Origin of the sequence: Paraburkholderia bannensis (assembly GCF_014200455.1) — a bacterium.
Classification (GTDB): Bacteria; Pseudomonadota; Gammaproteobacteria; order Burkholderiales; family Burkholderiaceae; genus Paraburkholderia; species Paraburkholderia bannensis_A.
The window spans coordinates 18,281-37,420 of sequence record NZ_JACHBW010000013.1 but is presented as its reverse complement, the minus strand read 5'-3'; the positions used below and the strand labels follow the sequence as shown (position 1 = coordinate 37,420).

The 19,140-nt window shown below is 65.3% G+C and carries 13 protein-coding genes; 6 read left to right on the top strand and 7 right to left on the bottom strand.

Annotated features, from left to right (window positions below; translation table 11 throughout):
• Window positions 1-543: 543 nt before the first annotated feature.
• The 3 genes from F4827_RS21520 to F4827_RS21510 are packed head-to-tail and all read left to right on the top strand — an operon-like array spanning window position 544 to window position 8,391.
• Complete coding sequence (locus F4827_RS21520) at window positions 544-1,911, top strand: MdtA/MuxA family multidrug efflux RND transporter periplasmic adaptor subunit (RefSeq protein ID WP_183726883.1); 1,368 nt, start codon at window positions 544-546, stop codon at window positions 1,909-1,911.
• 5 nt (window positions 1,912-1,916) lie between these two features.
• Window positions 1,917-5,066 carry an MdtB/MuxB family multidrug efflux RND transporter permease subunit gene (locus tag F4827_RS21515; RefSeq protein WP_183726881.1) on the top strand — a complete coding sequence of 1,050 codons (3,150 nt, stop codon included), beginning with the start codon at window positions 1,917-1,919 and terminating at the stop codon, window positions 5,064-5,066.
• Between the two features lie 4 nt (window positions 5,067-5,070).
• Window positions 5,071-8,391, top strand: a complete 3,321-nt coding sequence (locus F4827_RS21510; RefSeq protein WP_183726879.1) for an efflux RND transporter permease subunit — start codon at window positions 5,071-5,073, stop codon at window positions 8,389-8,391.
• 67 nt (window positions 8,392-8,458) lie between these two features.
• Here the strand turns inward: F4827_RS21510 and F4827_RS21505 are convergent, their stop codons facing one another.
• Window positions 8,459-8,911, bottom strand: a complete 453-nt coding sequence (locus F4827_RS21505; protein WP_167059470.1) for an Lrp/AsnC family transcriptional regulator — start codon at window positions 8,909-8,911, stop codon at window positions 8,459-8,461.
• A 149-nt stretch (window positions 8,912-9,060) separates the two neighbouring features.
• Between F4827_RS21505 and F4827_RS21500 the strand changes: the two genes are divergently transcribed.
• Window positions 9,061-9,696 (top strand): LysE family translocator, encoded by a 636-nt coding sequence (locus F4827_RS21500; RefSeq protein ID WP_183726877.1) that lies wholly within the window; start codon window positions 9,061-9,063, stop codon window positions 9,694-9,696.
• An 18-nt stretch (window positions 9,697-9,714) separates the two neighbouring features.
• Here F4827_RS21500 and F4827_RS21495 read toward each other — a convergent pair whose 3' ends face one another.
• From F4827_RS21495 to F4827_RS21475, 5 genes are all read right to left on the bottom strand, one after another.
• On the bottom strand, window positions 9,715-9,981 hold the full coding sequence (locus tag F4827_RS21495; RefSeq protein ID WP_183726875.1) for a hypothetical protein: 267 nt from the start codon (window positions 9,979-9,981) through the stop codon (window positions 9,715-9,717).
• A gap of 50 nt (window positions 9,982-10,031) precedes the next feature.
• A complete protein-coding gene (gene bamE / locus F4827_RS21490) occupies window positions 10,032-10,571 on the bottom strand; it encodes an outer membrane protein assembly factor BamE (protein WP_183727264.1) in 540 nt (179 codons plus the stop codon).
• A 66-nt stretch (window positions 10,572-10,637) separates the two neighbouring features.
• Entirely contained in the window at window positions 10,638-11,105 is a 468-nt protein-coding gene (locus tag F4827_RS21485; protein ID WP_183726873.1) for a hypothetical protein, read from the bottom strand.
• 196 nt (window positions 11,106-11,301) lie between these two features.
• Window positions 11,302-11,865 (bottom strand): peroxiredoxin, encoded by a 564-nt coding sequence (locus tag F4827_RS21480; protein WP_183726871.1) that lies wholly within the window; start codon window positions 11,863-11,865, stop codon window positions 11,302-11,304.
• 158 nt (window positions 11,866-12,023) lie between these two features.
• Window positions 12,024-13,442, bottom strand: coding sequence for an EAL and HDOD domain-containing protein (locus F4827_RS21475; RefSeq protein ID WP_183726869.1), 1,419 nt, complete (start codon window positions 13,440-13,442; stop codon window positions 12,024-12,026).
• Window positions 13,443-13,885: 443 nt separating this feature from the next.
• Between F4827_RS21475 and F4827_RS21470 the strand changes: the two genes are divergently transcribed.
• Together F4827_RS21470 and F4827_RS21465 are read left to right on the top strand one after the other, a co-directional pair.
• On the top strand, window positions 13,886-15,886 hold the full coding sequence (locus F4827_RS21470; protein WP_183726866.1) for a bifunctional diguanylate cyclase/phosphodiesterase: 2,001 nt from the start codon (window positions 13,886-13,888) through the stop codon (window positions 15,884-15,886).
• Window positions 15,887-15,940: 54 nt separating this feature from the next.
• The gene (locus F4827_RS21465; RefSeq protein WP_183727262.1) at window positions 15,941-17,383 is read left to right on the top strand and encodes an HDOD domain-containing protein; all 1,443 of its coding nucleotides are present in this window, start codon (window positions 15,941-15,943) and stop codon (window positions 17,381-17,383) included.
• 78 nt (window positions 17,384-17,461) lie between these two features.
• On the opposite strand, the gene F4827_RS21460 is transcribed toward F4827_RS21465, so the two are convergent.
• Window positions 17,462-18,799, bottom strand: coding sequence for an EAL and HDOD domain-containing protein (locus F4827_RS21460; RefSeq protein ID WP_183726864.1), 1,338 nt, complete (start codon window positions 18,797-18,799; stop codon window positions 17,462-17,464).
• Window positions 18,800-19,140 lie beyond the last annotated feature (341 nt).

Sequence of the window (19,140 nt, the reverse complement as noted above, 5' to 3'; positions counted from 1 at the left end):
CAATCTTATCGACGACTGCCGACGCCTCGACGCCCAAGTCCTTACACGCGCGCGATACGACCTGTAACCTCCGTAACACCTCGAAAGAAACGGCACTGGACGGTAGCAAAGGGCGCAACGTAGCATCATGCTTTTCAGGTGGCGTGAGCCGCTGGTAAGGTGTCGGTCAGTCGTCGGTCAGTCATTAGTACGCCGTCGCAAAGGCAGACTGTGTGTCTGTGACTGCGAGGCGCATCCCGGGGAACAGCACGCACGCGGCGGGACGGTCAGGGCATCGGTGCAGCGCATGCTCGCCACCGTGCGCGTCGCGCCTTGCGCCGCCGACCTGCCGTCGTTCCTCCTCCGCCAGCCCGCCCTTCCAGGCCAGCCAGCCACGTCAGGGCCGCCAGCCCTCACCTGACATCAAGCTTGCGCGCATCTCGCGTAGCATCGGCAAGCGCGGCCGCACGCGCGGCCTTCGCCTCTCGCTAGCACGCGCCAATCCGCTCAACCGACACGCAACGTCTCTACGCACGTCACCGTTACTCGCAACCGACCTGACCGATGGATCAACAAGAAAAGCGCCCGGATTCCCCTCGTCGAGACATGCCGCCCTCGCCCCCCACGGGCGCTGCGGCGCCGCGCAAGAGCCGCGGCAAGCTGATTGCGATTGCGGTCGTGTTGATCGTCGCGGCCATCGTGCTGCTGCGCTGGCAGCCGTGGAGCCGCAGTGCGAGCGGCGCCGCAGGTGCGTCCAGCGCGGCGAGCGGCAGCAGCGGTCGTCACGCCGGACGCAGCGGCGGCGGCGCCTTCGCCAACCAGCCGCAGCCCGTGAGCGTGGCGACGGCCGCGTCCGGCGACATGCCCATCGTCATCACGGCGCTTGGCACCGTCACGCCGCTGGCCGACGTCACGGTGCGCACGCAACTATCGGGCACGCTGCAAAGCGTCAACTTCCAGGAAGGCCAGATGGTCAAGCAGGGCGACGTGCTGGCCCAGATCGACCCGCGCCCCTATCAGATCTCGCTTGCCAACGCCGAAGGCCAGCTCGCGCGCGACCAGGCGCTGCTTGCCACCGCGCGCCTGGACCTCAAGCGCTATCAGACGCTGCTCTCGCAGGACTCAATCGCGAGCCAACAGGTCGACACCCAGGCCTCGCTCGTCAAGCAGTACGAAGGCACGGTCAAGTCCGATCAGGCCAATATCGACACCTACAAACTCGACCTCACCTACGCGCGCATCACCGCGCCCGTGTCGGGCCGCGTCGGCCTGCGTCAGGTCGATCCGGGCAACTACGTGACGTCGGGCGACACCAACGGCATCGTCGTGCTCACGCAGTTGCAGCCGATCAGCGTGATCTTCACCACCTCGGAAGACAATCTGCCGTCGATCATGAAGCAGTTGCACGCGGGCACGAAGATGTCCGTGGCCGCTTATGACCGCAGCAACACCACGCTGCTGCAGAATGGCTTCGTGCAGACCATCGACAACCAGATCGACACCACCACCGGCACGGTAAAACTGCGCGCGAGCTTCGCCAATAGCGACGAGTCGCTGTTCCCGAACCAGTTCGTCAATGCGCGCCTGCTGGTCGATACGATCCACAACGCCGTGATCGTGCCGACTTCGGCCGTGCTCAACGGCTCGCAAGGCCAGTATGTGTATGTGGTGAAGCCGGATAACACCGTCACGGTGCGCGTGGTCAAGGTCGGCCCGATCGACGCCGAGCGCACCAGCATCGCCTCGGGGCTCGCCGTGGGCGAGCGTGTGGTGATCGACGGTTCGGACCGCCTGCGCGAAGGCGCGAAGATCACGATTCCCGCCGCGCATCCCAAGCACGCTTCGGGTGCATCGGCCGCTTCAGGAGCCAATGCGGCCTCCGGCGCGCACCACGGCCATCGCCGCCACGCTTCCGAGACTTCGGGCCAGTAAGCCGCATGAATCCGTCCCGCGCCTTTATCCTGCGCCCGGTCGGCACGGCGCTGCTCATGGCGGCGATCATGCTGGTCGGTCTCGTCGCACTGCGTTTCTTGCCGCTGTCCGCGCTGCCTGAAGTCGATTACCCGACCATCCAGGTGCAGACCTTCTATCCGGGCGCGAGCCCGGACGTGATGACGTCCTCCGTGACCGCGCCGCTCGAACGCCAGTTCGGGCAGATGCCGTCGCTCAACCAGATGTCGTCGCAAAGTTCGGCTGGCTCGTCGGTGATCACGCTGCAGTTCAGCCTCGACCTGCCGCTCGATATCGCCGAACAGGAAGTGCAGGCCGCCATCAACGCGGCCGGCAACCTGCTGCCCTCGGACCTGCCCGCGCCGCCGATCTACGCCAAGGTCAACCCGGCCGACGCGCCGATCATCACGCTCGCGATCACCTCGAAGACGCTGCCGCTCACGCAGATCCAGGATCTCGCCGACACGCGCCTCGCGCAAAAGATCTCGCAGGTCGCGGGCGTGGGTCTGGTGAGCCTGTCGGGCGGCCAACGCCCGGCCGTGCGGATTCAGGCGAACCCGCGCGCGCTCGCGGCCTACGGCCTCAATCTGGACGACCTGCGCACCAGCATCTCGAACCTCAACGTCAACACGCCTAAGGGCAACTTCGACGGCCCGACGCGCGCCTACACCATCAACGCCAACGACCAGCTGACCGACGCCGACGCCTACAAGGACGCCGTCATCGCCTATCGCAACGGTCGCCCGGTGATGCTCACGGACGTGGCCAACATCGTGCAGGGCGCGGAGAACACCAAGCTCGGGGCGTGGGTGAACGACACGCCCGCGATCATCCTGAACGTGCAACGCCAGCCGGGCGCGAACGTGATCGCGGTGGTGGACAACATCAAGGCGCTCCTGCCGCAGTTGCAGGAATCGCTGCCGCAATCGCTCGACGTGCAGATCGTCACCGACCGCACCACCACGATCCGCGCCTCGGTGCGCGACGTGCAGTTCGAACTGCTGATGTCGGTCGTGCTGGTGGTGCTGGTGATGTACCTGTTCCTCGCCAACATCTACGCGACCATCATTCCGAGTCTTTCCGTACCGCTTTCGCTGATCGGCACGCTGGCGGTGATGTATCTGTGCGGCTTCTCGCTCGACAACCTCTCGCTGATGGCGCTGACCATCGCCACCGGCTTCGTGGTGGACGACGCCATTGTCATGATCGAGAACATCGCGCGCTACGTGGAGGACGGCGAAACGCCGCTCGAAGCGGCGCTCAAGGGCTCGAAACAGATCGGCTTCACCATCATCTCGCTGACGGTCTCGCTGATCGCCGTGCTGATTCCGCTGCTCTTCATGGGCGATGTGGTCGGCCGTCTTTTTCACGAATTCGCCATCACGCTGGCCGTGACCATCGTGATTTCGGCGGTGGTGTCGCTTACCCTCGTGCCGATGATGTGCGCGAAGATGCTGCGCCACACGCCGCCCGCCGAAAGCCGCCGTTTCGAGGCGCGCGTGCACGCGTTCTTCGACTACATCATTGGCCGTTACGGCGTGGCGCTCGACTGGGTGCTGGCACGCCAGCGCCTCACGCTGCTGGTGTTCGCGATCACGCTGGTGCTCACCGGCTTTCTCTATGTGGTGGTGCCCAAGGGCTTCTTTCCGGTGCAGGACACGGGCGTGATCCAGGCAATCACGCAGGCGCCCCAGTCGGTCTCGTATGCGTCGATGGCCGAGCGCCAGCAGGCGCTCGCCAACGAGATCCTCAAGAACGAGAACGTGGATAGCCTGACCTCGTTCATCGGCGTGGACGGCTCGAACATCACGCTCAACAGCGGGCGCATGCTCATCAACCTGAAGCCGCGCGACGACCGCAGCGAAACCGCCAGCGAGATCATCCGCGATCTGCAGCAATCGACTTCGCAGGTGGCGGGCGCGACGCTCTTCATGCAGCCGGTGCAGGATCTGACCATCGATTCGACGGTCAGCCCCACGCAGTATCAGTTCATGCTGACGACGCCCAATATCCAGGACTTCACGACCTGGGTGCCCAGGCTCGTGCGCCGCCTGCAGCAGGTGCCCGAACTCGCCGACGTGGCCACCGATCTGCAGGATCAGGGCTCGTCGGTGTTCATCGAGATCGACCGCGCGAGCGCGGCGCGCTACGGCATCACGCCCGCGACCGTCGACAACGCGCTCTACGACGCCTACGGCCAGCGCATCATCTCGACCATCTTCACGCAGTCCAACCAGTACCGCGTGATCCTGGAAGCCGATCCGGTGATGCAGCACTACACCGATTCGCTGAACTCGATCTACCTGCCCTCCTCGACTTCGACGACGGGGCAGGTGCCGCTGTCGGCCATCGCGAAGTTCCACGAGCGTCCCGCGCCGCTGCTGGTCTCGCACCTCTCGCAGTTCCCGGCCACGACCGTCTCGTTCAACCTCGCGCCGGGCGCGTCGCTCGGCGCGGCGGTCAAGGCGATCCAGCAGGCGGAACAGGACATCGGCCTGCCGGGTTCGTTCCAGACGCGCTTCCAGGGCGCCGCGCTGGCGTTCCAGGCTTCGCTCTCGAACGAACTGTTCCTGATCCTCGCGGCCATCGTGACGATGTATATCGTGCTGGGCGTGCTGTACGAGAGCTTCGTGCACCCGATCACGATTCTCTCGACGCTGCCGTCGGCGGGGATCGGCGCGCTGCTCGCGCTGATGATCACCGGGCACGATCTGGACATCATCGGCATCATCGGCATCGTGCTGCTGATCGGCATCGTCAAGAAAAACGCGATCATGATGATCGACTTCGCGCTCGACGCCGAACGCAACGAAGGCAAGCCGCCGCGCGAGGCGATCTATCAGGCGTGTCTGCTGCGTTTCCGCCCGATCATGATGACGACGATGGCGGCGCTGCTCGGCGCACTGCCGCTGATGCTCGGCACGGGTGCGGGTTCGGAGTTGCGCCGGCCGCTGGGGATTGCGATCGCGGGCGGTCTGATCGTGTCGCAGGCGCTCACGCTGTTCACCACGCCGGTGATCTATCTGGCCTTCGATTCGCTCGCGGCACGCATGCGCAAGCGCTTTGGCGGCGGCTCGAATCCAACCCCGCCAACACCGCCCGCCCCGCCTGCGCCTTCGGCTGACGCGGAGTCATGACGCGATGAATCTCTCGCGCCCTTTCATTTCGCGCCCCGTCGCCACCACGCTGCTGGCGCTGGGCATCGCGCTGGCCGGCCTGTTCGCGTTCACGAAACTGCCGGTCGCGCCGCTGCCGCAGGTGGACTTCCCGACCATTTCGGTACAGGCGTCACTGCCGGGCGCCAGCCCGGAAACCGTGGCGACCAGCGTGGCGAGCCCGCTGGAACGGCACCTGGGTTCGATCGCCGACGTGAGCGAGATGACCTCGCAAAGCTCGGTGGGCAGCACGCGCATCACGCTGCAGTTCGGCCTGAACCGCGACATCGACGGCGCAGCGCGCGACGTGCAGGCCGCCATCAATGCCGCGCGCGCCGACCTGCCGACGAGCCTGCGCTCGAACCCCACGTACCACAAGGTCAATCCCGCCGACGCGCCGATCCTGATCCTCGCGCTCACCTCGCCCACGCTCAGCGCGGGCCAGCTCTACGATTCCGCAGCCACGGTCCTCCAGCAGTCGCTCTCGCAGGTGGACGGCATCGGCGAAGTGGACGTGAGCGGCTCGGCCAATCCCGCCGTGCGCGTGGAACTGGAGCCGCACGCGCTGTTTCACTACGGCATCGGTCTGGAAGACGTGCGCGCGGCGCTGGCCTCCGCCAACGCGAACAGCCCGAAAGGCGACATCGAATTCGGCCCGCAGCGCTTCCAGATCTACACCAACGACCAGGCGAGCAAGGCCAGCCAGTACAAGGATCTGGTGATCGCCTACCGCAACAACGCGGGCGTGAAGCTCTCGGACGTGGGTGAAGTGGTCGATTCGGTGGAGGACCTGCGCAACCTGGGTCTGGCCAACGGCAAGCATTCGGTGCTGGTCATCCTGTACCGCCAGCCCGGCGCGAACATCATCGAGACCGTCGACCGCGTGATCGCGATGCTGCCGCAGTTGAAGGCCTCGCTGCCCGCCGACGTGGAAGTGATCCCCACTTCCGACCGCTCGGTGACGATCCGCTCCTCGCTCAAGGACACCGAGCGCACACTCATCATCGCCGTGGCGCTGGTCGTGATGGTGGTGTTCCTGTTCCTGCGCAACTGGCGCGCGACGCTGATACCGAGCGTGGCCGTGCCGATCTCGATCATCGGCACCTTCGCCGCCATGTATCTGATGGGCTTCTCGCTCGACAACCTTTCGCTGATGGCGCTGACCATCGCGACAGGCTTCGTGGTCGACGACGCCATCGTGGTGCTGGAAAACATCTCGCGGCATATCGAAAGCGGCAAGACGCGCCTGGAAGCGGCGCTGATCGGCGCGCGCGAAGTGGGCTTCACGGTGCTCTCGATCAGCGTCTCGCTGGTGGCCGTGTTCCTGCCGATCCTGCTGATGGGCGGCATCGTCGGACGCCTGTTCCGCGAATTCGCGCTCACGCTGTCGCTGGCGATTGCGGTGTCGCTGGCCGTCTCCCTCACGCTCACGCCGATGATGTGCTCGCGGCTGCTCGACGAGCACCACGAAAAGAAGCAGGAAGGCCGCTTCGCGCAGTGGCTCGAACGCGGCTTCCTGCGCCTGCAGGGCGGCTACGAGCGCACGCTTGGCTGGGCGCTGGCGCGTCCGCTGCTGATCCTGCTGATCTTGATCGCCACCATCGCGCTGAACGTGGTGCTCTACGTGATCGTGCCCAAGGGCTTCTTCCCGCAACAGGACACCGGACGGCTGGTCGGCGGCATTCAGGCGGACCAGTCCACTTCGTTTCAGGCGATGAAAGTGAAATTCGCCGAGATGCAGCGTATCGTGCAGGCGAACCCGGCCGTCGATTCGGTCGCGGGCTTCACGGGCGGCCGCGCAACCAACGCCGGCTTCATGTTCATCTCGCTCAAGCCCAAGAGCGAGCGCAAGCTGTCCGCCGACGAAGTGATCGCGCAATTGCGCGGGCCGCTCTCGAACGTGGCGGGCGCGCGTACCTTCCTGCAGGCCGTGCAGGATATCCGCGTGGGCGGGCGGCAGTCGAACGCGCAGTACCAGTTCACCCTGCTTGCGGATAACACCACCGATCTCTACAAGTGGGGGCCCAAGCTCACCGAGGCGCTACAGGCGCGCCCCGAACTCGCCGATGTGAATTCGGACCAGCAGCAAGGCGGCCTGGAGTCGATGGTGACGATCGACCGCCAGAGCGCCGCGCGCCTGAAAATCACGCCTTCGCAGATCGACAACACGCTCTACGACGCGTTCGGCCAACGCCAGGTCTCGACGATCTACAACCCGCTCAACCAGTACCACGTCGTGATGGAAGTCGCGCCGCAATACTGGCAAAGCCCGGAGATGCTCAAGCAGATCTGGGTCAGCACCTCGGGCGGCACGGCGAGCGGCGCGCAGAGCACCAACGCGACGGCAGGCACGGTCACCGCATCCACCACCACGACGAGCGCATCGACGGGCGGCACCAGCGGCACCGGCGGCACCACCGCGTCGAGCGCCGCGGCGCTGGCCGCCGACTCCGCGCGCAACCTCGCCACCAACTCGCTCGCGGCAAGCGGCAAGTCGAGCGCGTCCTCGGGCGCGGCGGTGTCCACCGCGAAGGAAACGATGATTCCGCTCTCGGCCATCGCCTCGTTCGGACCGGGCACCACGCCGCTTTCGGTGAATCACCAGAGCCAGTTCGTGGCCTCGACGATCTCGTTCAACCTGCCGCCGGGCAAGTCGCTCTCGGACGCTACGCAAGCCATCTACGACACGATGGCTCAGATCGGCATGCCGCAGACCATCCACGGCAGTTTCCAGGGCACCGCGCAGGCGTTCCAGCAATCGCTCGACAACCAGCCGGTCCTGATCCTGGCGGCGCTGCTGGCCGTCTATATCGTGCTGGGGATTCTGTACGAGAGCTATATCCATCCGCTGACGATCCTCTCGACGCTGCCCTCGGCGGGCGTGGGCGCCCTGCTCGCGCTGCTGCTCTTCAAGACGGAGTTCAGCATCATTGCGCTGATCGGCGTGATCCTGCTGATCGGCATCGTCAAGAAGAACGCGATCATGATGGTGGACTTCGCCATCGAGGCGTCGCGCCAGGGTCTGAATTCGCGCGATGCGATCTTCCAGGCCTGTCTGCTGCGCTTCCGGCCGATCATGATGACCACCTTCGCGGCGCTGCTGGGCGCGTTGCCGCTGGCGTTCGGCAGCGGCGAAGGCGCGGAGCTGCGCGCGCCGCTGGGGATTTCCATCGTCGGCGGGCTGATCGTGAGCCAGATGCTTACGCTCTACACCACGCCGGTGGTGTATCTGTATATGGACCGGTTACGCGTCTGGTGGGACGCGAAGCGCGGCAGGAGCGCACCGCCGCCGCGCGCGGCGCAATGAGCGTGTGAAGCGGTCATGACGATGATGGCGAAAGCGGTTGAGGCGCAGGCTTCAACCGCTTTTTGCCTTACAGCGGCAGCGGCCGGTCCTGAAAGATGCTCTTCATCACGAGCGTGGACGTGAGCCGCAGCACCGAAGGCAAGGGCAGCAGACGGCGGTCGTAAAGCGTCTGGAACGCCTTCAGATCGCGCGTGACGACGTGCAGCATGTAGTCCGGCTCGCCAAACAGGCGCTCGGCGCGCGTGATCTCGGGAATGTCGACCAGCGCGTCTTCGAAATCCTGCACGTTTTCGCTGCTGCCCTCGCGCAGCGTCGCGAACACGATCGCCGAAAAATTCAGCCCGACCGCCGATGGCTCGATCGTCGCCCGATAGCCGCTGATGACCTGCGCGCTCTCAAGCGCGCGCAGCCGCCGCTGGCATGGCGACAGGCTCAAGCCCACCCGCTCGCTCAGCTCCGTGATTGAAAGTCGTCCATCCTGCTGAATCTCAGCAAGAATCTTGCGGTCAATAGCATCCATACGCGAAATACTAGCGCCATTTGACACTCGACGACAAGAAATAGGGAGCACTTCTCTGCTGGAAAACCCTAATATTTGCGACCTTGGCGCGCGTGCCTTCCGAGGCTTTCATCGCGAGCGAAACACCGTCAATTAAGGGAAGTACAGCAGTGCAAGCAAGTCTGTTGACCGCGTTCTGGATCGTCTCGTTCTCCCTCGTCATGGTCCCGGGAGCGGACTGGGCCTATGCGATTTCAGCGGGGCTGCGTGGTCGCGTAGTCGCGCCTGCCGTGGGCGGGATGCTGCTGGGCTATCTGGCGATCACGCTGGTGGTCGCGGCGGGCGTGGGCACGCTGGTGACAAGCGTGCCGGCCGTGCTGTCGGTGCTGACGGTGGTGGGCGGCGCGTATCTGCTCTGGCTGGGCGTCAAGACCGTGTTGCGGCCCGCGACGCAACTCTCATCCGGTGACGGCCAGGCGCAAAGCAGCAAACAAGGCTGGGCGCTGCGCGGCTTTGCTATCAGCGGCCTCAACCCGAAGGCCATCCTGCTGTTCGTCGCCCTGCTGCCGCAGTTCACGCGGCCCGGCGCGGGCTGGTCGGTGTCCGTGCAGATCGTGGTGCTCGGCGCACTGCATATGCTCAACTGCGCGTCGGTGTATTCGGTGGTCGGGCTGGGGTCGAAGGCGGTGCTGGGCACGCGGCCGAAAGCGGCGCGCATCGTCAGCCAGCTTTCGGGCGCGGCAATGATCGTGGTGGCGCTGCTACTGTTCGCGGAGCAGGTGTTTGCCTTTGCGCGCCACGGTTGAGGGCTGCACCTTCCCCCCTCATCCCCTCGCCCCTTCAAACCGTCCCGCCCGCCTCATCTCCGTCGGCAGGCACTTCACCAGCAGGTGCAGCACCAGAGGCACGATGATGCCATCGTCGATCACGCCCGCCACCGGCAGCGCGAAATTGAACGGATCGAGCGCATAAAGCCCGAGCAGCACCGTCGCCGGCAGCAGCCAGACCGGACGGCCGGGCTGGCGCAGCGCGTACCACAGCACGCGTGCGTCGCCCTTCACGATTCTCCACAACCACGCCAGACGCTTCATCTTTCGCCACTCCCGCGCAATCAAGCGCTCGTTTTCACCACACTGCAAGCTCAGTGCGTTCCATGCCCCGGCGCATCCGAGCGCGAGGTTCGCACCACCAGCCCATCCGGCGAGAAATGCGCATTGAACATGCCGTCACCGGTTACGCCGCCTTCGGCCCAGTGCCAGCTCCACACTTCCTCATGGCTCAACGCGTATTTCGCGACCTCGGCCGGTTTGCCGAGCAGCCGTCGCACGTCATCCTGCGTCATGCCCGGCACCACCTGGGCGATGTTCTGCGCCGTCAGCGCCTGGGTCATGGCCACGAGCTTGCCGTCGGCGTCGAAGTCGAGCATCCACGTGTTCAGGCCGTTCGGGCCACGCGGATATTCGAGCCGTTCGGTGCCGTCGTCGTTCTGCCAGACGATCTCGGGCTTGCCCGCCTGGCGGCGTACGTCTTCGACGCTCGACACGCCGATCTTCAAACCGCCAAACGCCATCGAATCGGGCTTGATCGCGTTGACGGCGTCGTCGACTTTCTGCTGGTCGCAGCCGCTAAAAAGCGTGGCGCTCGCGGCCAGCGCAAGGCCCAGAAAACAGGCGCGCAACATCGGCAATCTATGCACGAACAGTGAAGAATCAAGCATAAAAATCAGGCAGTTACAAAATTACGACGATCAAAGTTTCTGGGCAATAGCCAGCGTGAAGATGCGCGCCCAGCGTTTCGCCTCGCGCTCGCTGGGCATGGGTAATGGCCAGAGCGGTTTGCGCGCGTCGCTCACGCGCAGCGCGACGTGCCAGCCGCTCGCATCGCGTTCGGGCTGCGCGCTTTGCAGGTCCGCGAAAATATAGGAGCCGTGCTCGGCGCCTTGCGTGATCTCGCACAGCCGCTTGCCGGCCGCGAGCCTGGCTTCGCCCCACGCACCGCAGACGCGATGGGTCCAGTTGCCCTCGCCATGCAGATTCGGCGCGATGTCGCGGCGGCGCTGCAGCCAGTAAGCGATGAGCGCGATGACGATGAGCGCCGCCACCACGGCGGCGCCGAGCGCCACGCCCACGCCAAAGTGCGCAGCGATGGACTGGTACGCCCGCAGCGCGCCATACACAAGCGCGGCGAAGGCAAAGAGCAGGACGAATAGAGGCATACGAAAACGAACGGCGCGAAGGGTGCGAGCGGCGCGAGCCCATTGAAACGCACTCGCGCGAACTGCATAGCGGCGGGATTTCGCAGGCGGTCTGCACGATAGCAGCGCGTGTGCCTCGCTGTCTCGGCCCCTTGATGAGAAGTTGTCTCACCGCAAGGCCGTCACGCCTCAGTCGCGCGCCGCCCGATCGCCAGGCTTACTGCTGTGGATGCTGCGCGGCCCATTGCTTCACGGCACGCAGGGTGTTTTCGACGTGCTGATCGGGCGACAGGCTGGTGTACTCGTAGATGACCTTGCCGTCCGGCGCGATCACGTAGGACACGCGATTGGCCATCGACGCATGCAGGGGCATGGACGCGTCATAGGACTTGATGATCTTCGAGTCTTCATCTGCGGCGACCGGGAACTTGCTGCGGCACTCGCTCACCGAGAACTTCGTGAGCGTGTCGATGTTGTCGTGCGAGACGCCGATCACGGTCGCGCCATACTTCTTGTACTGATCCACGGCTTCGGCGAATTCATGCGCCTCGATCGTGCAGCCCGTGGTGAAGGCGGCCGGATAGAAGTACACCACCACTGGGCCTTTCTTGAGCTCGGAGGCGAGCGAATAGGTGTAGGTCTTGCCGCCCAGCGACGCCTGGGTCGTGAAGTCGGGCGCCGGGTCGCCCGGCTTGAGCGTGGCCTGCGCGCTCAGCGCGAACAGCGAAAGACCGGCGCAGACCAGCGCCGCGGCGGCGGCCGCGAAATACCTCGGTTTCATGTCGGATGTCCTCGTGGTCCTTGATCGGATCGCCGTTTTCGTACGCAAAATGCGCGGCGCGGCGAGCGTCCTATTGGACCACACTCGGCCCGCGCGCGCAGGATGCCGCACCCAAAGCTCTCACGCGGATAAAGCCTTACGCGCTTTTTCCAGCCGCTTCAGCCATCCGCGTACGCGGAGAACCACGCGCTCGCCCACAGATTCAACTCGCCGAGCAGTGGCGGCGTGAGCGCCTCGAAACGGCCGCCCGCCTGGACGATGAGCGATTGCGCGAGCTGATCGTCGCCCTGTTCGGCGGCTTCGGCCACGCGCAGCAGCATGCCCAGTTCGCCGCGCTGGCCATCGACGGCTTCGCTGATCTCGCGCGACAGTCCAAGGCGCTCAAGCGTATGTGCGGGTGTCGATCCCACCAGCACGTGCACCAGCGAGAAAATGCCGGTCATGAACGCGGCATCGGCGAAATCGGCGTCGTTGGGCGCGAGACTGCGCGCGGCCAGTTCCATGAAGTGCGAGCGCGTGCCCGCCAGTTGCACGAGCGGATCCGAGGCCCACGGCAGATCGCGTCCGCTTGCGTAGAGCAGCAGTTGCGCCCAGCGCGCGATCTGGCGCGTGCCCGCCGCCAGCACGGCTTCGCGCAGCGAGGAGATCGGCCGGCCCGGCGCATAGGCGCTCGAATTGACGAGGCGCAGAAGTTGCACCACCACGCCCGGATGGCTGCGCAGTTCGTTTTCGAGCTCGGCAATGCCGACGTCGCCCGCCACCAGCGCCAGCAGACGCACGAGCGCAAGGCGCGAGGCCCGCACCTTGGGCGCGCGCAGCACTTGCGGGCGCGCGAAGAAGTAACCCTGGAACAGGTCGAAACCCAGATCGCGCGTGTATTCGAAGTCCTCGCGCGTCTCGACCTTCTCGGCGATCAGCGTCTTGCCCTCGGCGGAGATGGCGGCGGCCAGGGCCGGCAGCGCCGCGCGCTCGGTCTGCATCAGATCGACCTTGATGATGTCCGCGTAAGGCAGCGCGCGGCGCAGGCCGTCGGTCAGGGCGTTCACGTCGTCGAAGGCGATGCGGTAGCCCGAACGGCGCAACTGGGCGAGCCGCTCCAGCACTGCCGTGTCGAAGCCCACGTGCTCCAGCACTTCGAGCACGAAGCGGTCGGGCGGCAGCAGATGAACGATGTCGTCGAACAGCAGCTCGCGGCTCATGTTGACGTAGCCGTGGTGGCGGCCCAGCACCGCCTGCACCCCAAGCTGCCCCATGGTGCGGGTCATCACCTGGGCGGTGGCGAGCGCGTCGTCCAGGACGTCGGCGCGGTTCTGGGGGCCGCCGCGGAACAGCAGCTCATAGGCGTTGAGCGCGCCGTTGCGGTCGAGAATAGGCTGACGGCCCAGATACACGAACGGCTGCGCGGCGGCGCTCTGGGCAGATGCCGGGGCGCGCGACCCGTGCGCGGCTGGCGCGGCGTTCGAATCGGGCTTTATTGCGGACTGCGCGGGCAGACTGGACTGCGGTGCGCCGGAGCCGCTATCGCCTGGCTCGGCCGGATGCTCCGGTCGGGCGGACGCTGACGATGAATCGGACATGGCGAAAAGACTCGGGCGAATAAATTCGGTCTCGAAGACCCGGCACGCGTGGCTCCCGCTGGTGGGAGCCGGTCCCGCGGACCTGATCGGACAATAACCGGTCAAAAAATGACGGACAGGAAAATGGCCGGTCTGGCACCCCGGTTCGCAGCAGGCTGAACCAAAAGACTAACCCAAACTCTTGCGCGCGGGGCGCCGAGCATGCATTCTGCATCGCCGGGGACGTCCGACCGGCGCCACTTTAACTGAATCTGCGCGCGCTGGCATCGTGCCTGGCGATGACGGGGCCATCTGGCCGTTTTTTCTGCGCAGCCACTAAAGATTTTGTCCGGGCGGTCGATAACTTGGCTTGATGGGGCGTGTCATGCCGGTGGCCGCACGCCGCGCGACTGACACGAACCACGCATACACGCCGACTAGCACACAGGTTGCCAGCGATACACATGGAAGCGAACAGGATCACCGCGCCCCGCCCGGGCTGGCTACGCACGGTCATAGACCGCCTGCGGGCGCGCGCCGGCCGTGGTGGCACGAGCGGCGCCGCGCTTGCAGCAGCGAGCGGCGCACCGCTCGTGCCCGCCGCCGACAGGGCCGCGTTTGCGAAATCAGTCCATGCGCCCAACGCTGCCGATGGCGGCGGCGCGCCTGCGCCGCATCTGCCGGTTCCGCATTCCGACGCCATCTCGCGCTCGTTCGAGCAGACCGCCGCAGCGGTCGACTTCCTCGTGCACGTGGACCGCAATCTGCGCTTTCTCTACGTCTCCGACGCGAGCCTGCGTTTTGCCGGCTATCACCGCGAGTTCCTGCTCGGCGCCACGCTGCATGACCTCGTCGCGCCCGAACATCTCGCGCGTCTCGATGCCCTCTTCGTGCGCGCGCTGGAAAGCGGCGGCGTCGAGAAAACCACCGTCGACCTCATCAAGGCCCTCACCTATCCGATGGCCGTGGAGCTGCGCGTGCAGCGCGCCTCCTACGCCGGCATGGACGGTTTTGCGATTGCGGGCTTCGATGTGTCGGCCTGGCAAGGCGCCCAGGCGCGCCTCATGCACGCGCTGCATCACGATCCGCTCACGGGCCTGCCCAACCAGGCCGCGCTTGGGCCCGCGCTCGAACGCGCCCAGGCCGAAGCCGATGCGCATGGCGTGCCGGTCGCCCTGCTGCTGCTCGACCTCGATGACTATCAGCGCGTGAACCGCGCGCTCGGCTACGACGCCGGCGACGAGTTGCTGCGCGAGACCGCGCGCCGTCTGAGCCATCTCGCGCTGCAAGGCGAACTGATCGCACGCATCGGCAGCGACGAATTCGCGATTCTGATCACGCCGCAACTGCGCGGCGAACCGGGCGACATCCGCGTGGCCGCCGAAGCGCTCGCACGCCGTCTGCTCACCTCGGTGCTGCAGCCGTACACGTTCCGCGACCAGCCCGTGCACCTGTCGGCCAGCATCGGCATCGCCTTTCATCCCGATCAGCGCATTCAGTCGGCGGCAGCGCCAGCCACGGGCGCAGAAGTCGCCACCACCGACGCGCCGGCGGACGGCCACCCCGACACCACGCCGCTGATCCGCCGCGCCGACCAGGCGCTGCAGACGGCCAAGGCGGCGGGCGGCAACACGCTGATGTTGCATGTACCCGACAACGATCCGACCGATGCGTTGCTGCTCAAGCTTGAGTCCGATCTCTACGATGGCGTGCGCAACGGCGAGTTCTCCCTGCACTTCCAGCCCATCACCAGCAGCGCGACGCGCGGGGTGGTGGGAGTCGAAGCGCTGATCCGCTGGCAACATCCATTGCACGGTCTCGTGCCGCCTTCAACGTTTATTCCGCTTGCGGAATCCGTCGGCCTGATTAATTATCTCGGCAACTGGGTTTTGAAAGCGGCCTGCATGCAATTGACGCAATGGGACGAGCAAGGCATCGCCTTGCAGTACATCGCCGTCAACGTTTCGCCGCAGCAGTTCCGTAATCCGCGTTTCAAGGACAGCGTTCAGGAGGCGATCCAGCTCACCGGGCTCGATCCGCGCCGGCTTGTCTTCGAAATTACCGAAAGCCTGCTGATGCAGGACCCGCAGCACGCGGTGAAGCTGCTCGAAGAACTCACGGGTCTGGGCATCCGCTTTGCGGTGGACGACTTCGGCACGGGGTATTCGAGTCTTGCTTACCTGCAGCGCTTTCCGCTTTCGAAACTGAAGATCGACCGCAGCTTCGTCGAGAATCTGCTCACTTCGCGTAACGATCAGGCGATCGTCAACGCCGTGGTGGGCCTTGCGCGCACGCTGGAACTCGAACTCGTCGCTGAAGGCGTCGAGACCGAGGAGCAGCGCGAATTGCTCACGAAGATGGGCTGTGACCACATCCAGGGATGGCTCGTCTGCAAGGCGTTGCCCTCCGAGGAACTCTCGCAGCGTTTCGAGTCGCGCTCCCTGCACGTCCATCGCGTGCACTGATGCCGACACCGATATCGATACACGCAGGGCATTAGCGAAATAGACATGGTTCAGATGGTAAAGGCTGTCCTGCTCGACCGGCTCTGGGCTCGCATGAACGAGCGCGGGGACTTCCCCATGCTGTCGCAATCGCTGCGCACCACGGTCGCCGCCATGACGAACGACGACTACGACTTCAGCGCGCTCGTGAAGGTGGTGCTGTCGGACTTCGCGCTGACTCAGAAGGTGCTGCGTCTGGCCAACTCGGCGATGTACATGGCCTTCGGCGGCAATATCACCACCGTGACGCGCGCCTTGATGGTGCTCGGCATGGACGCGGTCGGCCATCTCGTGGTGGGCCTCAAGATCGTCGATCACTTCCATCACAGCGCGCCGCGCCGCATCGACGCCAAGCTCGAACTCAACCGCACCATGCTGTCGGGCTTCGTCGCGCGCAAGCTCACCGAGCGCGGCGACCTGCGCGCCGGTGAAGAGGCCGTGGTCTGCACGCTGATGCGTCAGGTCGGCAAGCTGCTGGTGGTGTTCTATCTCGAACCCGAATGGGATCAGATCCGCCGCGAATGCGATAACGGCGTGGACGAAGACGAAGCCTGCATCGACGTGCTGGGCGTGACCTTCGCCGAGATCGGCCAGGACGCGGCCTCGCGCTGGCGTCTGCCCGAAGCGATCCGCGAAGGCATGGGCGAATTCGATCCGGCCGGCACCGAACCGCGCAATGTGCAATGGCTGCGCGCCATCACCAACTATTCGACCGAAGTCGCGCGCGTGCTGACCACGCCGGGCCTGACCGAAGAGGCGCGCGAAGAGCACATCACCGACCTCGCCCACTTCTATGGCCGCGCGCTCCTGGCCGATCCGGAAACGCTGGTGCAGATGAGTCTGGCGCTCGCGCGCGAAGAAGCCGACGATGGCGTGATGCGCGAGATCGTCGAGCTGCGCGCCAACGCCGACGCGATGGCGCGCGAGGCGCTCGATCCCGAGGCGCGCATTACCGCGGGCGTGAAAGATCTGCGCTCGCTGCCACCCGACAGCTCGCTGAACACGGCGCTCACGCTGGCCACCGAAACCGTGCTGGCCGGTTTAGGCTTCGCGCGCACGGTGGTGTTCGTGCGACGCGGCGCGAACATGTTCGAGGCGCAGCGCGGCTTTGGTCCGCAGATGGACGACGGTCTGGAAAAGCTGTCGTTCAGCGCGGCATTCCAGCCCGATGTGTTTCATCTGGCGATCGCGAATTCCGTGGGCATCTTCATCGAGAATGCGCGCGACCCGAAGATGCTCGCGCGTCTGCCGGGCTGGTATCGCGCGCGCTTCGACGATACGCGCGCCTTCGTGTTGTTGCCGGTGGCGGTGCCGGGCGATGCGCCGGTGGCGCTGGTCTACGGCGACTGGCTGATGAGCCAGGAACCGCGCCGCATCTCGCAGAAGGAAATGAGCGCACTCAACGAACTCGCTCACGAACTTGCGCGCTTCTTCGCGGCGCATCCCGCCAAGGCCTGATGAGCGCACATGAGCGCACATGAGCGCCTTCGCCAGGGCCTGAACGCACTTCAGGCCCTGGCGCTCAAACCTCGCACTTCAATCCTCGATCCGTTCCAGCCCTTGCGCTTCGGCGTTGCGGTCGGCCATGCCGGCCCACTCCGCCGACGTGAGCGTAAGCGCCGCCACCGCGCCCGCGTCGAGCGGCGCGAGACTCGCGCAGGCCATATCGACGGCTGCCCAGTCGCCCTGCTCCAGCGCCTCGATTACATCGAGCAGACGTCCCAGCACGCCTTCGCGGTGGGTAATGGCCGCGCGAATCGGCTTGGGCAGGCGCAGTACTTCCAGCGCGTCATCGATCGCGCCGCCAAACACCGCGTCGACAAACGAAAACACGCCGACCAGAAACGCCGCGTCTTCTTCGCTCGGCCCCGCCTCGGGCAGGATCGCCGTGGCCAGCTCCATGAAGCGCGCCCGCGTGGCCGCCAGTTGCAGCAGCGGATCGTCTTCGAGCTTGACCTTGCGGCCATCGGCGTAAAGCAGCAGTTGCGTCCAGCGTGCGATGCGGTTGGTGCCTGTCGCGTTGATCGCCTCGCGCAGCGTCGTGACCTTGCGGCCCAGCGCGTAGCTGCTCGAATTGGCAAGACGCATCAGGTGCATCACCAGAACGGGATTGAGCTTGAGTTCCGCTTCGAGCTGCATCACCGTGGGTTCGGCGGCAAGCAGTTGCAGCAGGTTCAGTAGCGCCTGACGCGGCGCGCTCGCGCGACGCGAGCCGCCCTGATGTTTCGCGAAGTAATAGCCCTGGAAGCGATCGAAGCCCAGCGCGTGGGCGCGATCGTGCGCCTGCGGCGACTCCACGTTGAGGGCGACCAGAATCTTGCCCGCCGACTTGAGGACGCTCGCGAACTTCGGCAACAGCGCGGGCGCGATATCCTGCGTATCGATCTTGATCGCGTCCACATAGGGCAGCAGCTTCGCGAACGATTCGTCGGCCTTGGTGACGTTGTCGAGCGCGAAGCGATAGCGCTTCTTGTGCAAGACGACGAGTCGCGCGATCAGATCCGGGTCTGCGCCGATGCCGACCGGCAATTCGAGCATCACGCCATCGGGAGCGAGGCGCAGCAGGGTGTCGTCGAACAGCGCCTCGCGCGTCACATCGAGCCAGGCCGGGTGATGGCTCAGCGAAGCGCGCAAAGCCGGCGTCGCGAACCCCTTGATCAGCGCGCGGCCAGCGCTCGCCTGCGGGTCCACTTCCTCTTGCACCGCGATGCGTACGACACGCGGCAGCGTTTCGTACGCGCACAGCATGCCATCGCGATCGAGCATGGGCTGACGCGCGAAATAAACCTGCCAGGGATCGGCCAACGGACCGCTGGATGACTGATCGCCTTCGACGCCCGACATGCCCGGTCGGTCTACGGCACTGAAGCTCATGGTGTCCCCCGCGAGGCGCCGTGCCTGAGGCGGCGCCAAGGTCGTGTGGTGTCTCGTGTGGCGGGTCTTGTCGACTCGTTCTTGCTCGTCGCACGTGCGCTTTCGGCCTTGTTTTCAGGCGAATCGCTGCGCACACGACTCTTCTCTAACTTACCAATTCTATCCTGGCGGATCCGTCCGGCATATGAAGCAAACACTCAATTCGACGAAATTTCCGCCTGGCTCTTAAACGGAAAGGCGCATCGATACGGACCTTTTCACGGCATTAATCAGGATGCCGAATAATGAACCATGTAAAAAATACCGGCCAGTTCTCACCGGCCGGTATCGCGTGCTTCAGG